We start from the raw sequence: 17,425 nt of genomic DNA on the forward strand, positions 1-17,425 counted from the left end.
CTTAAATTTAAAAATAATTCCTTGAAATCTATCCGGAAATTAAAATTTCTAACACTTATCTTTGCAAATAAGATTCTCATCTATGCGAGCTTACAACACCAAAAATTTTCTAAAAATCCTCGTCAGTCTTCACAAAACTGACACCTTGAAAATCCTGTTCCCAACGATATTGTTGGTTGGTATCTATTGTTATGGGGTTTATTATTTGGAAGTAGAATATCTGCATCTGAATTCTAAATCGTCCATCAGTAATATCGGAATGATTCATTCCTTGCTCGGATTCGTTTTGTCTTTGTTGTTGGTTTTCAGGACTAATACGGCTTATGACAGATGGTGGGAAGGACGGAAACTTTGGGGAAAATTGGTAAATGACAGTCGGAATTTTGTTATTAAAATTAACAGCATTCTTCCGGAAAATGATGTTAAAAACCGAACTCAGATTGCAAAATATCTCAGATTTTTCCCATATTTTTTAGCCAGTCATCTTTCCAAAGAATCTACAAGATTGGTTTTGGATGAAGACTTTTCCGATTTGCAAAAAGAACTCCAGCATCATCCGCCGGCTGAGTTGGTTTTTCTTTTAACTAAGAAATTGTACCAACTTAAAAAAGAAAATAAAATCTCCGATACAGAAATGTTATTTCTCGACACACAATTATCCGGGTTTTTGGACGTTTGTGGCGGTTGTGAGAGAATCAAAAATACACCGATTCCTTACTCGTATTCATCATTCATCAAGAAGTTTATCATTTTTTATGTAATGGCGCTGCCTGTTGCTAATGTTGTGAATCTCGGTGGTTTTATGATTCCGATTACGATGTTTGTTTATTATGTTCTGATGAGTTTGGAACTGATTGCGGAAGAAATCGAAGACCCGTTTAATAATGATGAGAACGATATTCCTATGGAAGCCATTTCTCAAAATATAGAAAGAAGCATCAATTTAATTTCAAATAAAGCCTGATTTTGACAAAGAAACTGAAACTAGAAGAGCTAGGAAGAATAGATGTAGAAACCTTCAAAAAAACAGCAAAGATTCCTTTGGTTGTGATTTTGGATAGCGTGAGAAGTATGCACAATGTTGGTGCTATTTTCAGAACTGGCGATGCTTTTTTGATAGAAAAAGTGGTGCTTTGCGGCATCACGCCTCAACCGCCCCATCGTGAGATTCATAAAGCGGCGCTTGGTGCAACCGAAAGTGTGGATTGGATCTATGAGCAGGATATCAATGTTGCTATCGATAATCTTAAAAAAGAAAACTTCGAAATTATCGGGATTGAGCAAACTTCATCAAGCCAATTAATAACGGATTTTGAAATTAATTCAGAAAAAAAATACGCTTTGATTCTAGGTAATGAAATTGATGGAATTAGTGATGAAGCTTTACCGAATATTGATACTTTTCTGGAAATCCCACAACTCGGAACAAAACATTCTCTGAACGTAAGTGTCTGTGGTGGCGTTGTAATATGGGAATTTGCGAAGAACCTTGGGATTAAAAAATAAAAAAACTGCAAACACAAAAAAGTGCTGCAGTTTGAAATAAATCTAATAAAAAGTAAAAATGAAAGGCGACAAAGATATATTTTTATTGTTATATAAAGCAATAGTTGTTGTAAAAAAACATAAAAATTTTTAAAATCTTTTGTGGCTAAGTAATTTTTGTAAATTAGCATAATGTTTATCAAAGATTACATTTCCAAAGATTATCCCGCTTTCGGCGTTAAGGATTCTATAGAAGAGGCTTCTGAGGTGGCTAAGGAATTTGGATATTCCCATGTTTTTATTGTGAACAAGGGCATTTTTCTTGGTGGATTGAGTCAACCATTTTTGGAAGATAGTCCGGAAGGCAATCTTGATTCGCTTAACATCCATTACGAGCGTTTTGCAATTATGGAAGACAGCAGTTTGTTGGATAGCATCAAACTTTTCCACACCTTCAATGCGAATGTAGTTGCTGTGATTTCCAAAGAGGAAAAATATTTGGGATATATTTCTTGTGACGATATTTTTAATGAGTTTTCCAAATATCCTTTGTTTTCGGAGAATGGAGCGATTTTGACGATTCAAACAACGGGATTATATTATTCTATGACAGAGATTTCTCAGATTGTAGAAAGTAATAATGGGAAAATCTATGGAACTTTTATCAGTGCAATAAAAGAAGACACCATAGAAATTACGCTTAAAATCAGTAATGAAAATCTAAGTTCAATAGATGAAACCTTTGAAAGATATGGCTATAATGTTATCAATAAACATTATGATGACGAGAAAGAAGAACTGTTGAAAGACCGTTTTGGATTTTTCCAGAAATTTTTAGAAATATAATTGATGAAGGCAGCTATCTATTCTCAAAAAAAAGACCTCGATACATTTTTGTATCTCAACCGATTCATTTCCGAATTGGCGCTGCGAGAAGTAGCGGTTGTTCTTCACGCAGAAATGGCGGAGAATCTGAATTTTTCCAAAGAATTTGATACATTTTCCGGAAAAGAAGAACTTAAAAGTAAAAATGTGACTATCGTTTTCAGTTTCGGAGGTGATGGAACGATTCTGAATGCTTTGACATTTATTCAAGACCTTGAGATTCCGATTATTGGCGTCAATACAGGGCGACTAGGATTTTTGGCGAATTTCCGAAAAGACCAAATCTTTGATGAGTTAGATTCGATTATTCTTGATAAAAACTATAATATCAGCGAACGTTCCGTCATAAAAATTACAACAGACGATAATTCTCAAATTGATTTTCCTTTTGCCTTAAATGATGTTAGCCTTTCCAGAAAAGAAACAACATCGATGATTACGGTGGAGTCTTATATTAATGATGAATTCCTGAATGTTTTCTGGGGCGATGGATTGATTGTTTCCACACCTACTGGCTCAACTGCTTATTCACTAAGTTGTGGCGGACCGATTATTTCTCCCTCCAATGATAATTTCGTCATTACACCCATTGCGCCTCATAATCTGAATGTTCGTCCGCTCATAGTAAAAGACGATTCGAAGATAAAATTAACAGTAAAAAGCCGTGTTCCACAATATACTTTGGCTTTGGATTCAAGACTTTATCACGTAGAGGTCGGCAACGAAATATTGATTGAAAAAGCAGAATTTTCTTTGTTTCTCATCAAACCAAAAAATTTCAGTTTCTACGAAACTATTCGTCAAAAACTGCTTTGGGGGAATGATAAGCGTAATTAAAACAAAAAATATTATCTATAACATAGGATTTGTAAAAATGAAATTTGAATTGTTAATAATTTCGTAAGTTTACAGTCCAAAAAATCTTAAAAAATATAATAAAAATGAGCAGAAAATTTCCGGCAGGAGTTGCCACAGGTTCTTTAGTAACAGAGATATTTGATTATGCCAAAGAGAAGCAATTTGCACTTCCGGCAGCTAATGTGATTGGTTCTAGTAATATCAACGCAACGTTAGAAACTGCTGCAAAACTTAATGCTCCTGTAATTATCCAGTTCTCAAACGGAGGTTCTATCTTCAATGCTGGAAAAGGATTGAGTAACGACGGTCAAAAAGCAGCAGTTCTAGGAGCTGTTGCTGGTGCAAAACATATCCACACTTTGGCAGAAGCTTATGGAGCGACTGTTATCCTTCACACTGACCATTGTGCTAAGAAATTATTACCTTGGGTCGATGGACTTTTGGATGCAAGTGAAGAATTTTACAAGCAAAACGGAAAGTCTCTTTACTCTTCTCATATGTTAGATTTCTCAGAAGAACCAATTGAAGAAAACCTAGAAGTTTCCGCAAAATACTTCGAGAGAATGAACAAAATGGGAATGACTCTTGAAATCGAATTGGGAGTAACTGGAGGTGAAGAAGATGGTGTTGACAATTCTGATGTGGACAGCTCCAAACTTTACACTCAGCCAGAAGAAGTAGCATACGCTTACGAAATCCTTAAGAAAGTATCTGACAATTTCACTATTGCAGCAGCTTTCGGAAACGTACACGGTGTTTACAAGCCAGGAAACGTAAAATTGACTCCGAAAATTCTTGACAATTCTCAGAAATTTGTTCAGGAGAAATTCGGAACTGCTGAGAAACCAATCAACTTCGTATTCCACGGTGGGTCAGGTTCTACATTGATGGAAATCCGTGAAGCAATTGGTTACGGTGTTGTAAAAATGAACATCGATACAGATTTACAATTCGGTTACACAGAGGGCATCAGAGATTATATGACAGAACAGATTGACTATCTGAGACATCAGATTGGAAATCCAACTGGCGCAGATGCTCCAAACAAGAAATTCTACGACCCGAGAGTCTGGGTAAGAAAAGGAGAAGAAACGTTTATCAAGAGATTGACTCAGGCTTTCGAAGACCTGAACAATATCAATACACTTTAATTAAATTGTAAATTTTAGATTATAAATTTTAAATGTCAATGATGCTTAATTTTTATAATCTAAAATCTAAAATCTAAAATTATATCAATGGCATTTGATTGGTTTAAAAGAAAAACCCAAAACATTACCACTTCTACAGAGGACAAAAAAGATGTGCCAAAAGGACTTTGGCACAAAACACCTACTGGAAAAATCATAGAAGCTGAAGAGCTTAAAGCTAATAATTTTGTATCTCCGGAAGATGGTTTCCACGTAAGAATCGGAAGTAGAGAATATTTCGATATGCTTTTTGACGATCACAAATTCAAGGAATTGGATGCGGATGTGGAAAGTGTTGATATTCTTAAATTCAAGGATACAAAGTCTTATACAGACCGTCTGAAAGAAGTAAAATCAAAAACAAAACTGACAGACTCTATCAGAAATGCAACCGGAAAAGTAAACGGTATAGAAATGGTAGTTTCTTGTATGGATTTTGCTTTTATTGGAGGTTCTTTGGGCTCGGTAATGGGAGAAAAAATCAGACGGGCCATCGATTATGCTATCAAACATCAATTGCCTTATATGATTATCTGCCAATCTGGTGGAGCGAGAATGCAGGAAGCGGCATATTCATTAATGCAATTGGCAAAAGTTCAAGCTAAGTTGGTTCAGCTTTCTGACGCGGGATTGCCTTATATCGCTTATTTGACAGACCCAACTTTTGGTGGAATCACGGCTTCTTTTGCAATGACTGCTGATGTGATTATTGCAGAACCAAGCGCCTTGATTGGATTTGCAGGACCTAGAGTTATCCGTGAGACAATTGGTAAAGATTTGCCAGAAGGTTTCCAGACTTCGGAATTCTTGCAGGAAAAAGGTTTTGTTGATTTCATCGTGAAAAGGACAGAAATCAAAGAGTCGATTTCAAGAATCGTAAAATTATTGGTACACGAGTATCATTAATTAAACTTAAATACAAAATTCACTCTCTCAAATTTGGGAGAGTTTTTTATTGATGAGATTTATAGGTATATTTTTCAGAACGCTCAAATCATTAACCTTTGGAAAACTGTTTAAAGTTTTTTCTATTGGATTGATGCATCCTTTGTTCGCCATTTTATACACTTACGCAAGCTTCAGAGCCTTTGCTAAAGCAAAAGAGTTATATCCTGAAACCAACTCTAATAATGGCAAAGGAAACGCTTTCCGACATTCATATTGGTGTTGTTTGATTATGATGTATTTCTGCAAAGTATCTTCGCCAGAAAAATCATTGAAATGGTGTGAAAAACTTACGAATATGCACGAAGATCTTTTTCCTAACAAACCTTTGGAAACTAAAATGGATTTGCATAATAACAGAGTCGGAATGGATTATTTTATGAGTCTGATTCCTGGCGTTCATCGTCAGTTTTTTGAAAGCAGTTTTTTCATCGAGGAATTGCAGAAGAGGACGGAAAATGCGGTTCTAATAAAGTCTGTGGATGAGGAAGTTGATGAAAATCAATTGATATATCTGGAATAAAAAATTGACAAACCAAAAGATTTGTCAATCAAAATTAGATATAGAATAGAAGTTTTACCACGCCTTCACAGCGCCTCCTTTGAAGGTTTGTTTCGCGGCAGATTCTACTTCCGGAGATTGGTATGCTTGTACAAATTTTTTCACTTTTCCATCATTCTTATTATCTTCTCTGGAAACAATTAGATTAGCGTAAGGTGAATCTTTATCTTCAGAAAATATGCCTTCTTTTTCAGGGTCAAGACCAGCCTGAGCTGCAAAATTATTATTGATAATGGCCAAAACCACTTCTTTATCTTCTAAAACTCTTGGGATTTGTGGTGCTTCTAATTCTAAGATTTTCAGATTTTTCGGATTTGCGATTATATCAGTTACTTTTGGCAACAATCCAACGCCGTCTTTCAATTTCAGAATGCCTTGTTTTTGTAATAATAATAAAGAACGTCCGCCATTGGTTGGGTCATTCGGAATCACGATGGTTTGTCCGGGTTGCAATTCGGAAAGTGATTTTATTTTTTTAGAATAAGCCACAATCGGGAATACAAAAGTTTTTCCCACAACTGCCAATTTATAACCGCGCTGTCTGGATTGTTCTTCCAAATAAGGCAAATGCTGAAAAGCGTTCACGTCCACATCACCTTGATTCAAAGCTTCATTCGGAACAACATAATCATTGAAACTAACCAATTCTACCTCCAAACCATATTTTTCTTTTGCTACTTTTTTCGCAGCTTCGGCAAGATTTTGTTCTGGACCAGTTGCAATTCCGACTCTTAGAACATTCGGGTTAGATTCTTTTTTGTTGCAGGCTGAAAAAGTGGTAATAGCCAATGCTAAAGCAAATATTTTGTGTTTCATACTTGTAAGTATTTTAAATGATATAATGTTGTATTTTATAATTTTAAGACGTTTGATTTTAGTCTATCAACTGACAACTAAAAACGATCAACCATAAGAATTTTATCTATGATTGAATTTTTTTGAGAGAAAGTCTCCAGTAATCTGGATAATGAAAACCAGTACAATTAATAAAATCAAAACTGAATTCATTATCGCAAAATCATATCCGATATAACCGTACTGATAACCAACTTGTCCCAATCCGCCAGCACCAACTGCACCGCCCATTGCAGAATATCCGACAAGTGTAATTAATGTAATACTCACATTGTTGATTAGTGAAGGCAAAGCTTCTGGTAAAAGGACTTTTCGGATGATTTGAAGCGGTTTTGCGCCCATTGCTCTCGCTGCTTCTATCAATCCTGATGGGATTTCCAACAGGCTGTTTTCTACCAATCTCGCAATGAATGGAGCAGAACCCACACTCAGCGGAACCAATGCTGCAGAAACGCCAATCGATGTTCCAACAATAGTTCTTGTGAAAGGTATCATCCAAACAATGAGAATGATAAACGGAATCGAACGGAAAATATTGACTATAATTGATACGATTTGGTGTGATATCTTATTTTCCAATAATTGGTCTTTTCTTGTGAGGAAAAGAAAAATTCCCGTCGGTAATCCTAAAATAAATCCGAAAAATCCTGAAACCAAGGTCATTACAATGGTTTCAATTGTCCCTTGGAATAACAAATTGATAATACTATCCGACATAACCTAAAATTTCTGTGTTTGTATATTCATTTTCCAAATAAGCCAAAGCTTCATTAATATTTTTTCCTTGCAGTTCCAAAATCAAAACACCAAAATTCAAGTGGCCAACATACTCCAGTTGTGCGCTGATAATCTTAGCTTTAACCTGAAATTTTTCAAAAAGATTAAGGATCAAAAAACTCTGCTCATCATTGCCTCCAACCAAAATTTTAACCAAAGGATAATCATTTTCGCTGGAGATTTTACGGATAGAATTCTGATAAATCAAAGGCAATTCTACATTCAGAGAAGCTTGGATAAAACCTTTCGTTATTTCCTTTTCCGGATGAATGAAAATCTGTTCAACTTTCCCTTGTTCCGCCAATTCTCCATTGTCAATCACGGCAACTTTATCGCAAATACTTTTAATCACTTCCATCTCGTGCGTGATGAGAAGAATCGTGAGATTCAGTTTTTGATTAATAGATTTCAGAAGTTGTAAAATCGATTTTGTAGTTGCTGGGTCTAGTGCGCTCGTCGCTTCGTCGCACAACAAAACTTTTGGGTCGTTTGCCAATGCTCTCGCAATCGCAACTCTCTGTTTTTGTCCGCCAGAAAGATTCGCTGGATAATCTTTTGCCTTTTCTTTCAGTCCAACCAATTCCAAAAGCGAATCCACTTTTTCCTTTATTACCGATTTCGATTTCCCTTCTAATTCCAACGGAAAAGCTACATTGTCAAAAACATTTCTTGATGATAATAAGTTAAAATGCTGGAAAATCATGGCAATCTTTCTGCGTTCTAGAGTCAGTTGAGATTCGGATAGTTTTGTCAATTCTACATTGTCGACAATTACTTTTCCCTCGTTTGGTTTTTCCAGAAGGTTCACGCAACGGATCAATGTACTTTTTCCGGCACCAGAAGTTCCAATCACGCCAAAGATTTCCCCTTTTTCTACATTCAGAGAAACATTGGACAAGGCTTGGATGGTTTTATTTTTAGTTGTAAAACGTTTGGAAACGTTCAGCAGTTCAATCATTTTTATTCATTAATTAAAAAATAAAAAACCTTTCAAATGAGATTATGAAAGGTTTTCAAAATAAACACACTATTTCTTCTTCATATAAATCTTATGCAATAAACAAATTCCACCATTGTCATAGTGTTTTAAAAAAGCCTTTGCAAAACTATAAAATTCAATTCATACCAAACAAGTATAATTTGAATTAAATGACAAATGTCAGTTTTTCAGATGTTGATTTGGGCAGCTTTATCCGCGCTCCGTTCCCGCTATTTTTTTGCCAAGCATTTGCCAAACAAAAAAATGAGCTCCACTCAGCTCGGGCTGCAGATTGGATGTTCCAATCTAACTTCTAATTTCTAAAATCTAACTTCTTCAATTGATTTCCTTTTTTCTTACATTTACTAAAAATTAATTTCCAAAAATGGTTTTAAGCAGGATTTGGTCAGCCTTCATCATCATTGCAATTGCGGTTGCATCAGTTAAATATTTCAGTTCAGAAAATTACAGTCAGATTTTCAACGATATGGTTGTTGGGAAAGGTGGTGACACGATTCAGATTTCGCAAAAACCTTTGGCTCAGATTTCTCCTGATATTCAGAAAGTGTTATTAACAACTCCAGATTTCGAAGACAGTCATATTCATTACAAAATGGATTCTCTTCAAAATGTCAAAACTTACCGAGTTGCAGAAACTGATGGTGTGATCGGAACCAGCGAAACAGCTGTTAATATCTGTTTGAAACTCATTGGAATAATGGCTTTATTTATGGGATTTATGAGCATAGCTGAAAAAGCAGGCGGAATTAATTTTCTAAGCCGATTGATTCAACCATTTTTCTCAAAATTATTTCCGGAGATTCCTAAAAACCATCCGTCATTTGGACATATGATGCTGAATTTCAGTGCCAATCTTCTCGGTCTTGATAATGCCGCAACGCCTTTCGGGCTTAAAGCAATGGAAAGTCTCCAAACTTTGAATCCTGATAAAGACAGAGCCAGCAATGCACAAATTATGTTTCTCTGCTTGCACGCCAGCGGATTGACATTGATTCCGGTTTCCATTATTGCGATTCGTTCATCAATGGGTTCGGAAACACCGACAGATATTTTCTTGCCTTGTATGATTGCGACTTTTTGTGCGACTCTCGCAGCGATGACAATTGTTTCTATTCGACAAAGAATCAATCTTTTTCAGCCACTCGTTTTAGCTTATGTTGGTGGGATTTCTGCAATTATTGCTTTATTAGTAATTTATCTAGTTCAATTGAATAAAGAAGAATTAGATTCTTTCAGCAAAGTGATGAGCAACGGAATTATCCTGTTGATTTTCTTAGCAATTGTCCTTGGCGCAGTTTACAAAAAAATCAACATCTTCGATGCATTTATTGACGGTGCAAAAGAAGGATTTACAGTTTGCGTCAAGATTATTCCGTATTTGGTTGGGATGTTAATTGCAATTTCATTACTCAGAACAAGTGGCGTTTTTGATGTGATTATAGACGGAATGAAATGGATTGCGAGTGCATCACATCTGGATACAAGATTCGTGGACGGATTACCGACAGCTTTGATAAAACCATTATCAGGTTCCGGAGCTCGCGGAATGATGGTGGATACGATGAAAACTTTTGGAGCAGACAGTTTTGCAGGGAAATTATCGGCAATTCTGCAAGGAAGTTCTGATACAACATTTTACGTCATCGCCGTATATTTCGGTTCTGTTGGCATTAAAAATACAAGATATACAGTTGGTTCGATGTTGTTGGCAGATTTGGTTGGCGTGATTACTGCGATTGTTTTGGCTTATTTGTTTTTTGGGTAATAATTTGCCAATCTAAGAAGGTGTAAAAAAAACTTTAAACCACAAAAGTCACATAAGAAAATCAAGAAAAACTGTTAAAAAAGAGACAAAAAGCTAAGGTTTTTAAAACAGATTTCTTTTTTGAACTTTTATTAAACTAAAAAAAGTAACAGCTTTTGTTACTTTTGTGGTTTCAATGAAAATTTGAACAGACTCTAAATCCGAACAATTAAAACCTAATCAATGATTCAAGATAAAGACTTTACACTTCGATTAATTCGGCAATTAACACAAGCTTTAGAAAAACTGCTTCTCGGAAAACCGGAGGAAAGTCTGATGCAAAAAGAACTCGATTTTGATTCTCTGATGAAGGATATTTTTAAAATTAATTTTAAAGAATTAGCATTAAAATCACAAGAAGATATTATTGAACTTGTAAAAGAACGAGAATCCAAAGACCACGCGGATTATTACGAGATGTTGGGCAATGTTTTTATGTTTTATTACAGAACAGAAGAAAAAATTGATTTTGCAGACAAAGCCAAAACATTCTACGAACTTTATTTGCAGTCTAGCGGGATTTTTGCATTGCCAATTATTAACAGAATTAATGAACTAAAATCGGAATTAAAATAAAATAAACTAATGTATTAGGCAGCTTGGTACAAAATTTAATCTTTTATTTGTAATTTTGGCGGGCTATCGATAGAGCAATATGATTTTTAAAACAAAGAAAGACAAAAAATACACTTACCTGGAAGCAGGTGAAGGTCATCCAATGGTGCTTTTGCACGGATTAATGGGGGGGTTGAGCAACTTCGATAAGATGATCAATTTTTTTTCGGACAAAGGATATCAGGTCTTTGTGCCGCAGTTGCCTATTTATGATTTGCCCATTCTGCATACCAATCTAACATCTATATCAAAATTTGTTGCCAAATTTATCACAGACGTCGTTGGAAAACCGGTCACCATTGTTGGGAATTCTATGGGCGGACACATCGGTTTGATTCTGGTAACTTCCCGTCCGGAATTGGTCAGAAACCTTGTGTTAACAGGAAGTTCTGGCTTGTATGAGAGAACGTTTGGGGACAGTTTCCCTAGAAAAAGCGATAAAGAATATATCAAAAAGAAAACTCAGGATGTTTTTTATGATCCTGCTGTGGCTACAGATGAATTGGTAGATGAGGTTTTTGCAGTCGTAAATGACAGAATGAAGGGCATCAAAACGGTGATGCTTGCCAGAAGTGCCATCAAACATAATATGTTGAATGACCTTCCAAAAATCACTTGCCCAACGTGCATCATCTGGGGAAAACAAGATAATGTGACACCGCCGGAAGTGGCAGAAGATATGCACAAATTTATCCCCAATTCCTCACTCTATTGGTTAGACCATTGCGGACATGCGGCTATGATGGAAAAGCCCGACGAATTCAACGAGATTCTTTACAGTTGGCTCCAAAAAGTGATGTAAGTAAAATAAAACAAAATCAGTATAAACCATTAAGGATTTGATTTCTAGCAATATAAATTGAGTTTTTAATGGTTTTTTAAATATAAAAATTATGCAGATCAAAACTTCGGAGTTTGTAAAAAGCAGTCAAAAATGGCAAGAATGCCCTGAACCGACACTTCCGGAATATGCTTTCATAGGACGCTCTAATGTGGGAAAATCATCTCTCATCAATGCCATGTTGGGAAGAAAAGATCTTGCAAAAACTTCTGGAACGCCTGGAAAAACTCAGCTAATCAATCATTTTTTGGTCAATGAAAACTGGTATCTTACGGATTTGCCAGGTTATGGTTATGCAAAAGTTTCCAAAAGTCTGAGAAAAGATTTTGAAAAACTCATTACCAATTATATCCTAAACAGGAAAAACCTCGTTAACCTTTTTGTTCTCATAGACATCCGGCATACACCGCAAAAAATTGATGTTGAGTTCATAGAATGGTGTGGAGAAAATGGAATTCCTTTTTCCATCGTTTTTACCAAACTGGACAAGATGAAGCCAAATGCTGCCAAGGATAACGTAGAAAAGTACAAAGTAGAGCTTCTGAAAAGTTGGGATAGTCTTCCGGAAATCTATGTCACATCTGCTGAAAAAAAGGAAGGAACGGAAGAAATTCTGAACTTCATCAGTACAACTAATGACTTTTTAACTAAAAATAAAGTGGACTTCAATGGATAATGTGTTGTGGAAAATAAAAACATTCGATGAGATTACCACACAGGAACTTTATTCTGTAATAAAAGCCAGGGTTAATGTTTTTGTAGTAGAGCAAAATTGTCCATATCCGGATTTGGACGACTATGACCAAAAGGCGGTTCATCTCTGGGCAGAAAAAGATGGCGAAGTCTTGGCTTATTGTCGCATTTTTGATAAAGGAATAAAGTACGAGGAAACTTCCATCGGCAGAGTTATCACAACAGAGAAAGGCAGAGGAAAAGGTCTAGGGAGACAGTTGATAAAATATGCTTTAGAATTGATAGAAAACCGATTGCATCAAACAGAAGTGAGGATTTCTGCTCAGGATTATTTGCTGAGATTCTACTCGGATTTTGGATTTGTAGATACTGGTAAAAAATATCTGGAAGATAACTTGCCTCACACAGAGATGTTTAGAAAATAAAAAATCGCCGAATGTGGGTTCGGCGATCTTTTGAAAATGAATGTATTCTTTTATTTGATCTTTATGGTTACTAATCTTTGACAAAATTATATCGATCTTTTTTCATTTCCTTACGGGAAACCGTAAAATGGGATTTTTTTTTAAATTATTCCTAAATCTTTACAACGCGCTATGAGTTGTTCATTATTTTTAACGTCCATTGCTATTTTCATTGTACTAATTCTTTTTTCCACGCTGCTTAGGCTGTTTGGATTAATGTTCCGCTGTTGGAGAATCTGCGGAATATTTTTCTGAAGTATCCCTTCTGATAAGAGCGTAATAAGAATAATATCATAATTACTGAATTCCAAGGAATTTACCTTTTTTATAGGCAACTTTAAATTGTTCGATATGTAGGAGTGATTACTATAAACCAGCTCAATGGCTTTTTTCAATTCCCGGCTGTCTGACCTTGCTTTTCTTACAAATGCATTGATTTTTAACTCACTGAATAATAAATCGATAATGCCTAATCTGTGCTCTCCGGAAAAGACGATAACTTTGATGTCTGGATATTCGTCTCTGCAACATTTTATTAGTTCCTTACCGTCTTTTATAAATTGTTTCCTTCCATCATCTTCAAAGGATAAGTCTGTGATCAGAAGCTCATAAGGCGACTGTTTTTCTATAGATTTCTTGAGATGAGAGAATGCATCATCGCAATAATAAAAATAATCCGCAATAGTTATCTCCATTTGTTTTACAATATTTTGAACGGAAAAATTACTGCTTTCGTGGTCTTCTGCAATCAATACTTTTTTGAACATTACCTTTTGTGTTTTATTAATAATTTCAAGCCAGGGGAATTATTGTCAATATTCATTTCAGCGTTTATTTTTGCAAGCCGGGATCTGGTATTTGTGAAACCATTTTTTTCAGCTTTGTTTTCAGAAACTCCCATTCCATTATCAGAATAGCTTATTATATAAGAATTATCATTTTTATTAAATCTGATAATAACCTGGCTCGCATCGCTGTGTTTTTTCATATTTATCAAAAGTTCCCGAATGACCTGAAACAGCTCCTCGAAAGCATCTGCAGAAATGTCTTCCCAAAACGTACTATCATTTCCAATGATAATAATTCTTGTTTCATCATTATCAAAAGATCCTATCAAACCAGATATTTTTTCGTAGAATTCAATATCTTGATGATCTTCGTAAGACAGATCCCTGGATTTCTCATACATTATTTCCAATTTATCCAGTATTTTTTCTTTAGGAATATCGTTTTGATTTTCAATTGTTGAGATGACCTCATACAGTCCGTTCGTTACCACATCGTGCACTTTTTTTGAGAAATCCAAACGCTGTTCCTGAAGCTTATTCTCAGCTTCCAGAATAAGCCTTTTACGTCTTCTTCTAACCCACAAAAATCCAGCGCTTCCTGCACAAACAAAAATAACAATCAAAAGCCAGATCATTAGTTTTTGTTTTTCCATTTTAAATTTTTGCAAGACTTTTTCTTTTTGCAAAATCAGATTTTCCGATTTGGTTTTTTCACTTTCAAACCGAATTAAAGCAAATTGATTTTTAGCTTTATTTTGAGCCAACAAAACACTATCCTGAAGTGTGACGAATCGATCAAAAAACTCTTGATTTTCCTCGCCATGCGCTACTTTTACAAGTATCTGGAGTGCCTCCAATTCATCCGCAGGATATTTGAGTTTCTTTGATAAGTCCAGCATTTTAGTAGCATAATATCTGGAAGAATCTTTTGCTTTATTAAGGTAATAAGCGGAGAGATAGCTGTATGCCGCGTCTGTGGTCCAATCATCTCCAGCTTTTCGGCTTAGCTTTTCAGCTTAGCTTTTCAGCGATTAGATAGTTGCCTACAGGATTATATTTAGAATTCTGAAACCACTTGGATCTAGAATAATTTATCAGAATTTTTGGATAGAATTCACTCTTGGAACCAAGGCTGTCAAGGAGTTTTGTATAGATAAAAACAGCTTTGTCGTATCTTTTCTGATTGTGATATACAATTGCAATATTATTGGCGGTCATTATTCTATCTATAGGATCACTGGTAAATAATAATGCCTTGTTATAGAATCTTTTAGCATCGTCGTAGTTTTTTAGATCATAAGATGTAACACCCAGATTATTGTAATTACTGAATATGAAGGAATGATGTGAAGTATCCTTTTCTTTCAAGAGTTTGAAAGCGGAAAGGCTAGACTCTATGCTTCCGTAATTATCGCCTACTTTTTCTTGTAAAATCGCTATGTTTACGATGCATTTTGCAACGCCTAAACTGTCATTTTTTCTCTGAAAAAGTTCTTTAGATTTATTAAAATACAGATAAGCACTATCTAATTTTTCCTGATCAAGAAAGACAAAAGATTTTTCATAAAAAAAGTTTGTTTGTCTTCCTGACTTTTCTATGCTGGAGTGCTTTTCCTCTTTTTTGCAGGAGAAAACTAAAAAAAATAGAAGTAAATATAAAAATAAACGCAAGGATTTTATTTAACTCTAAATTTAATAAAATTAAAATAACCTCAAAAGAGAGTGATAAGATTTATAATTATTTTTGTACTAAATTTTATTAATGTCTATAAACGTTCTCGAACAATATTTACCGGAGCGCACATTGCCTTTTTTGAAAAAATGGTTCGCAGACTATGTTATTCATATCAAGATTACAAAAAACAGGGATAGCAAACTCGGTGATTATAGAAAACTTCAGGATAAATCACATCAAATCACTATAAATTCTACACTAGATAAACAGTTATTTTTCTTTGTTCTCACTCACGAACTGGCCCATCTTATTGCTTTTGAAAAATTTAATTATAAGATTTCTGCACACGGAAAAGAGTGGAAAGATACTTTCCGTAACATGCTACGAGAAAGTTCAGATGTTTATAGTGTCGACCTTAAGCCAATCATCGCTAAGTTTTCTGAGAATCCAAAAGCTAATTTTATGGCCAGTCCGGATCTTGTTCGATATTTCCATGTAAAGGATTCAAATGACAAATCAACTTTTATTGAAAGTATGTCAATTGGTGATACGTTTCTCTACAAAAACGAAAAATACAGCATCTTGGAAAAAAAGAAAAAATTATATCTTTGTACTAATTTGAATAATTCAAAAAAATATTTGTTCCGCCCTTTGGCGAAGGTTGAAAAGATTATACTAGATGACGAAAAACAATAACTATTGTGTAATAATGGCGGGAGGTATAGGCAGCCGTTTCTGGCCTATGAGCACTCAGAAATTTCCAAAACAATTTCAAGATATTTTAGGAACGGGAAGAACGATGATTCAACAGACATTTGACAGAATAAGCCAGATTATCCCAACAGAAAATATATATATTATTACAAACCGCGAGTATGTAGATCTCACGAAACAGCAGTTGCCAGAAGTGCCTTCGGAAAACATTGTCGGTGAGCCAGCAATGAAAAATACATCGGCATGCAATATTTACATGGCTAAGAAAATAGAGAATGTAAACCCCGATGCAAATATTATTGTAATGCCGGCGGATCATCTGATTTTGAAAGAGAAAACTTTCCTTGAAAAAGTGGAATTAGCATTAGATATTACTACCAAGAATGATTATTTGATAACACTCGGAATTGCGCCAACCAGACCAGACACAGGATATGGCTATATACAGTTTATTCAAGAAAAAAACGAAAATTATTCAAAAGTAAAAACGTTTACCGAAAAGCCAGATCTTGAAATAGCAAAAAGCTTCATAGAATCTGGTGATTTCCTTTGGAATGCGGGAATTTTTATATGGAGTGCGAAAAGTATTCTTGCCGCTTTTAAAAAATTTCTACCAGAAATGGCTAATCAGTTTAATACTTGCGAATATAATACAGCAGCAGAAAAAGAATACATTGATGTGATTTATCCAATCGTTAGCAAAATTTCTATAGACAATGGGATTTTGGAAAAAGCGGATAATGTTTATGTAATTCCGGCAAATATTGGCTGGAGCGATCTAGGAACTTGGACGTCGGTTTACACCAATGCGGATAAAAATGATGATAATAACGCCAGCAACTCCAAAAATGTGTTAACTTACAACTCCAAAGGAAACGTTATTAGAATCAAAAATCAGAACAAAGCTGCAATAATCGATGGTTTGAAAAATTATATTATTGTAGATACAGAAAAAGCCTTACTAATCTGTCCAAGAGAAAACGATCAGCTTATCAAAGATTATGTTCTAGATTTGAAGAATCTTAAAAAAGGAGAAAGATTTATGTGATTTTATAAAAAAATCAATAAGAATTTATCGAATCCGTCTCACAACTGAGGCGGATTTTTTTTTGGTTATTATTGAGGGTTTTCGTATATTTATATCTGATAATCAGAGAGTTGTTTATGAATTTTAAGCATTACAATCAAAATCAGTTGGTTTTGTTTCCTTATAGTTTTGAGGATTTGATTCCCGAAAATCATCCTGTTCGGATTGTTAATGATATTTTGGAGAA

Annotated in this window: 20 protein-coding genes; 14 read left to right on the forward strand and 6 right to left on the reverse strand. The window is 34.9% G+C overall.

What is annotated here, in order from left to right; translation table 11 throughout:
* The first annotated feature begins 82 nt into the window (after window positions 1–82).
* The 7 genes from EGH73_RS13315 to EGH73_RS13345 all read left to right on the forward strand — a co-directional run bounded on the left by EGH73_RS13315 (window position 83) and on the right by EGH73_RS13345 (window position 5,886).
* Window positions 83–964, forward strand: coding sequence for a bestrophin family protein (locus EGH73_RS13315; protein WP_123282250.1), 882 nt, complete (start codon window positions 83–85; stop codon window positions 962–964).
* 2 nt (window positions 965–966) lie between these two features.
* Window positions 967–1,506, forward strand: coding sequence for an RNA methyltransferase (locus EGH73_RS13320; protein ID WP_123282251.1), 540 nt, complete (start codon window positions 967–969; stop codon window positions 1,504–1,506).
* Between the two features lie 171 nt (window positions 1,507–1,677).
* Window positions 1,678–2,331 carry a CBS domain-containing protein gene (locus EGH73_RS13325; RefSeq protein WP_123282252.1) on the forward strand — a complete coding sequence of 218 codons (654 nt, stop codon included), beginning with the start codon at window positions 1,678–1,680 and terminating at the stop codon, window positions 2,329–2,331.
* Between the two features lie 3 nt (window positions 2,332–2,334).
* The gene (locus EGH73_RS13330) at window positions 2,335–3,207 is read left to right on the forward strand and encodes an NAD kinase (RefSeq protein ID WP_123282253.1); all 873 of its coding nucleotides are present in this window, start codon (window positions 2,335–2,337) and stop codon (window positions 3,205–3,207) included.
* A 104-nt stretch (window positions 3,208–3,311) separates the two neighbouring features.
* On the forward strand, window positions 3,312–4,379 hold the full coding sequence (gene fbaA / locus EGH73_RS13335) for a class II fructose-bisphosphate aldolase (protein WP_123282254.1): 1,068 nt from the start codon (window positions 3,312–3,314) through the stop codon (window positions 4,377–4,379).
* Window positions 4,380–4,466: 87 nt separating this feature from the next.
* Complete coding sequence (accD, locus tag EGH73_RS13340) at window positions 4,467–5,324, forward strand: acetyl-CoA carboxylase, carboxyltransferase subunit beta (RefSeq protein WP_123282255.1); 858 nt, start codon at window positions 4,467–4,469, stop codon at window positions 5,322–5,324.
* 52 nt (window positions 5,325–5,376) lie between these two features.
* Entirely contained in the window at window positions 5,377–5,886 is a 510-nt protein-coding gene (locus EGH73_RS13345; protein ID WP_123282256.1) for a DUF6973 domain-containing protein, read from the forward strand.
* 54 nt (window positions 5,887–5,940) lie between these two features.
* On the opposite strand, the gene metQ is transcribed toward EGH73_RS13345, so the two are convergent.
* From metQ to EGH73_RS13360, 3 genes are all read right to left on the reverse strand, one after another.
* The gene (gene metQ / locus EGH73_RS13350; protein WP_123282257.1) at window positions 5,941–6,741 is read right to left on the reverse strand and encodes a methionine ABC transporter substrate-binding lipoprotein MetQ; all 801 of its coding nucleotides are present in this window, start codon (window positions 6,739–6,741) and stop codon (window positions 5,941–5,943) included.
* 102 nt (window positions 6,742–6,843) lie between these two features.
* Window positions 6,844–7,497 carry a methionine ABC transporter permease MetI gene (gene metI / locus EGH73_RS13355; RefSeq protein WP_123282258.1) on the reverse strand — a complete coding sequence of 218 codons (654 nt, stop codon included), beginning with the start codon at window positions 7,495–7,497 and terminating at the stop codon, window positions 6,844–6,846.
* Window positions 7,487–8,515 (reverse strand): methionine ABC transporter ATP-binding protein, encoded by a 1,029-nt coding sequence (locus EGH73_RS13360; RefSeq protein WP_123282259.1) that lies wholly within the window; start codon window positions 8,513–8,515, stop codon window positions 7,487–7,489. The genes metI and EGH73_RS13360 overlap by 11 nt, the downstream gene beginning before the upstream one ends.
* A gap of 406 nt (window positions 8,516–8,921) precedes the next feature.
* On the opposite strand from EGH73_RS13360, the gene EGH73_RS13365 reads away from it, so the two are divergent.
* The 5 genes from EGH73_RS13365 (at window position 8,922) to EGH73_RS13385 (ending at window position 12,935) form a co-directional block, all read left to right on the forward strand.
* The gene (locus EGH73_RS13365; protein ID WP_123282260.1) at window positions 8,922–10,322 is read left to right on the forward strand and encodes a nucleoside recognition domain-containing protein; all 1,401 of its coding nucleotides are present in this window, start codon (window positions 8,922–8,924) and stop codon (window positions 10,320–10,322) included.
* Window positions 10,323–10,544: 222 nt separating this feature from the next.
* Entirely contained in the window at window positions 10,545–10,937 is a 393-nt protein-coding gene (locus EGH73_RS13370; protein WP_089770865.1) for a hypothetical protein, read from the forward strand.
* Between the two features lie 79 nt (window positions 10,938–11,016).
* On the forward strand, window positions 11,017–11,778 hold the full coding sequence (locus tag EGH73_RS13375) for an alpha/beta fold hydrolase (RefSeq protein ID WP_089770864.1): 762 nt from the start codon (window positions 11,017–11,019) through the stop codon (window positions 11,776–11,778).
* A gap of 91 nt (window positions 11,779–11,869) precedes the next feature.
* Window positions 11,870–12,493: a ribosome biogenesis GTP-binding protein YihA/YsxC gene (gene yihA, locus EGH73_RS13380; protein WP_123282261.1), complete on the forward strand. Its 624-nt coding sequence runs from the start codon at window positions 11,870–11,872 to the stop codon at window positions 12,491–12,493.
* The gene (locus tag EGH73_RS13385) at window positions 12,486–12,935 is read left to right on the forward strand and encodes a GNAT family N-acetyltransferase (RefSeq protein WP_123282262.1); all 450 of its coding nucleotides are present in this window, start codon (window positions 12,486–12,488) and stop codon (window positions 12,933–12,935) included. Before yihA ends, EGH73_RS13385 begins: the two co-directional genes overlap by 8 nt.
* A 140-nt stretch (window positions 12,936–13,075) precedes the next feature.
* Here EGH73_RS13385 and EGH73_RS13390 read toward each other — a convergent pair whose 3' ends face one another.
* The 3 genes from EGH73_RS13390 to EGH73_RS13400 form a co-directional block, all read right to left on the reverse strand.
* A complete protein-coding gene (locus EGH73_RS13390; RefSeq protein WP_123282263.1) occupies window positions 13,076–13,741 on the reverse strand; it encodes a DNA-binding transcriptional response regulator in 666 nt (221 codons plus the stop codon).
* Window positions 13,741–14,661: a sensor histidine kinase gene (locus EGH73_RS13395; RefSeq protein WP_123282264.1), complete on the reverse strand. Its 921-nt coding sequence runs from the start codon at window positions 14,659–14,661 to the stop codon at window positions 13,741–13,743. Before EGH73_RS13395 ends, EGH73_RS13390 begins: the two co-directional genes overlap by 1 nt.
* A 112-nt stretch (window positions 14,662–14,773) precedes the next feature.
* The gene (locus EGH73_RS13400; RefSeq protein ID WP_184808113.1) at window positions 14,774–15,433 is read right to left on the reverse strand and encodes a tetratricopeptide repeat protein; all 660 of its coding nucleotides are present in this window, start codon (window positions 15,431–15,433) and stop codon (window positions 14,774–14,776) included.
* A gap of 91 nt (window positions 15,434–15,524) precedes the next feature.
* Here EGH73_RS13400 and EGH73_RS13405 point away from each other — a divergent pair, with 91 nt between their 5' ends.
* Both EGH73_RS13405 and EGH73_RS13410 read left to right on the forward strand, forming a co-directional pair.
* Window positions 15,525–16,133 (forward strand): SprT-like domain-containing protein, encoded by a 609-nt coding sequence (locus tag EGH73_RS13405; RefSeq protein WP_123282266.1) that lies wholly within the window; start codon window positions 15,525–15,527, stop codon window positions 16,131–16,133.
* A complete protein-coding gene (locus tag EGH73_RS13410; RefSeq protein WP_245985539.1) occupies window positions 16,117–17,199 on the forward strand; it encodes a mannose-1-phosphate guanylyltransferase in 1,083 nt (360 codons plus the stop codon). The genes EGH73_RS13405 and EGH73_RS13410 overlap by 17 nt, the downstream gene beginning before the upstream one ends.
* The last annotated feature ends 226 nt before the right edge of the window (window positions 17,200–17,425 follow it).

This window comes from Epilithonimonas hominis, assembly GCF_003730015.1.
GTDB classification, from domain to species: Bacteria; Bacteroidota; Bacteroidia; order Flavobacteriales; family Weeksellaceae; genus Epilithonimonas; species Epilithonimonas hominis.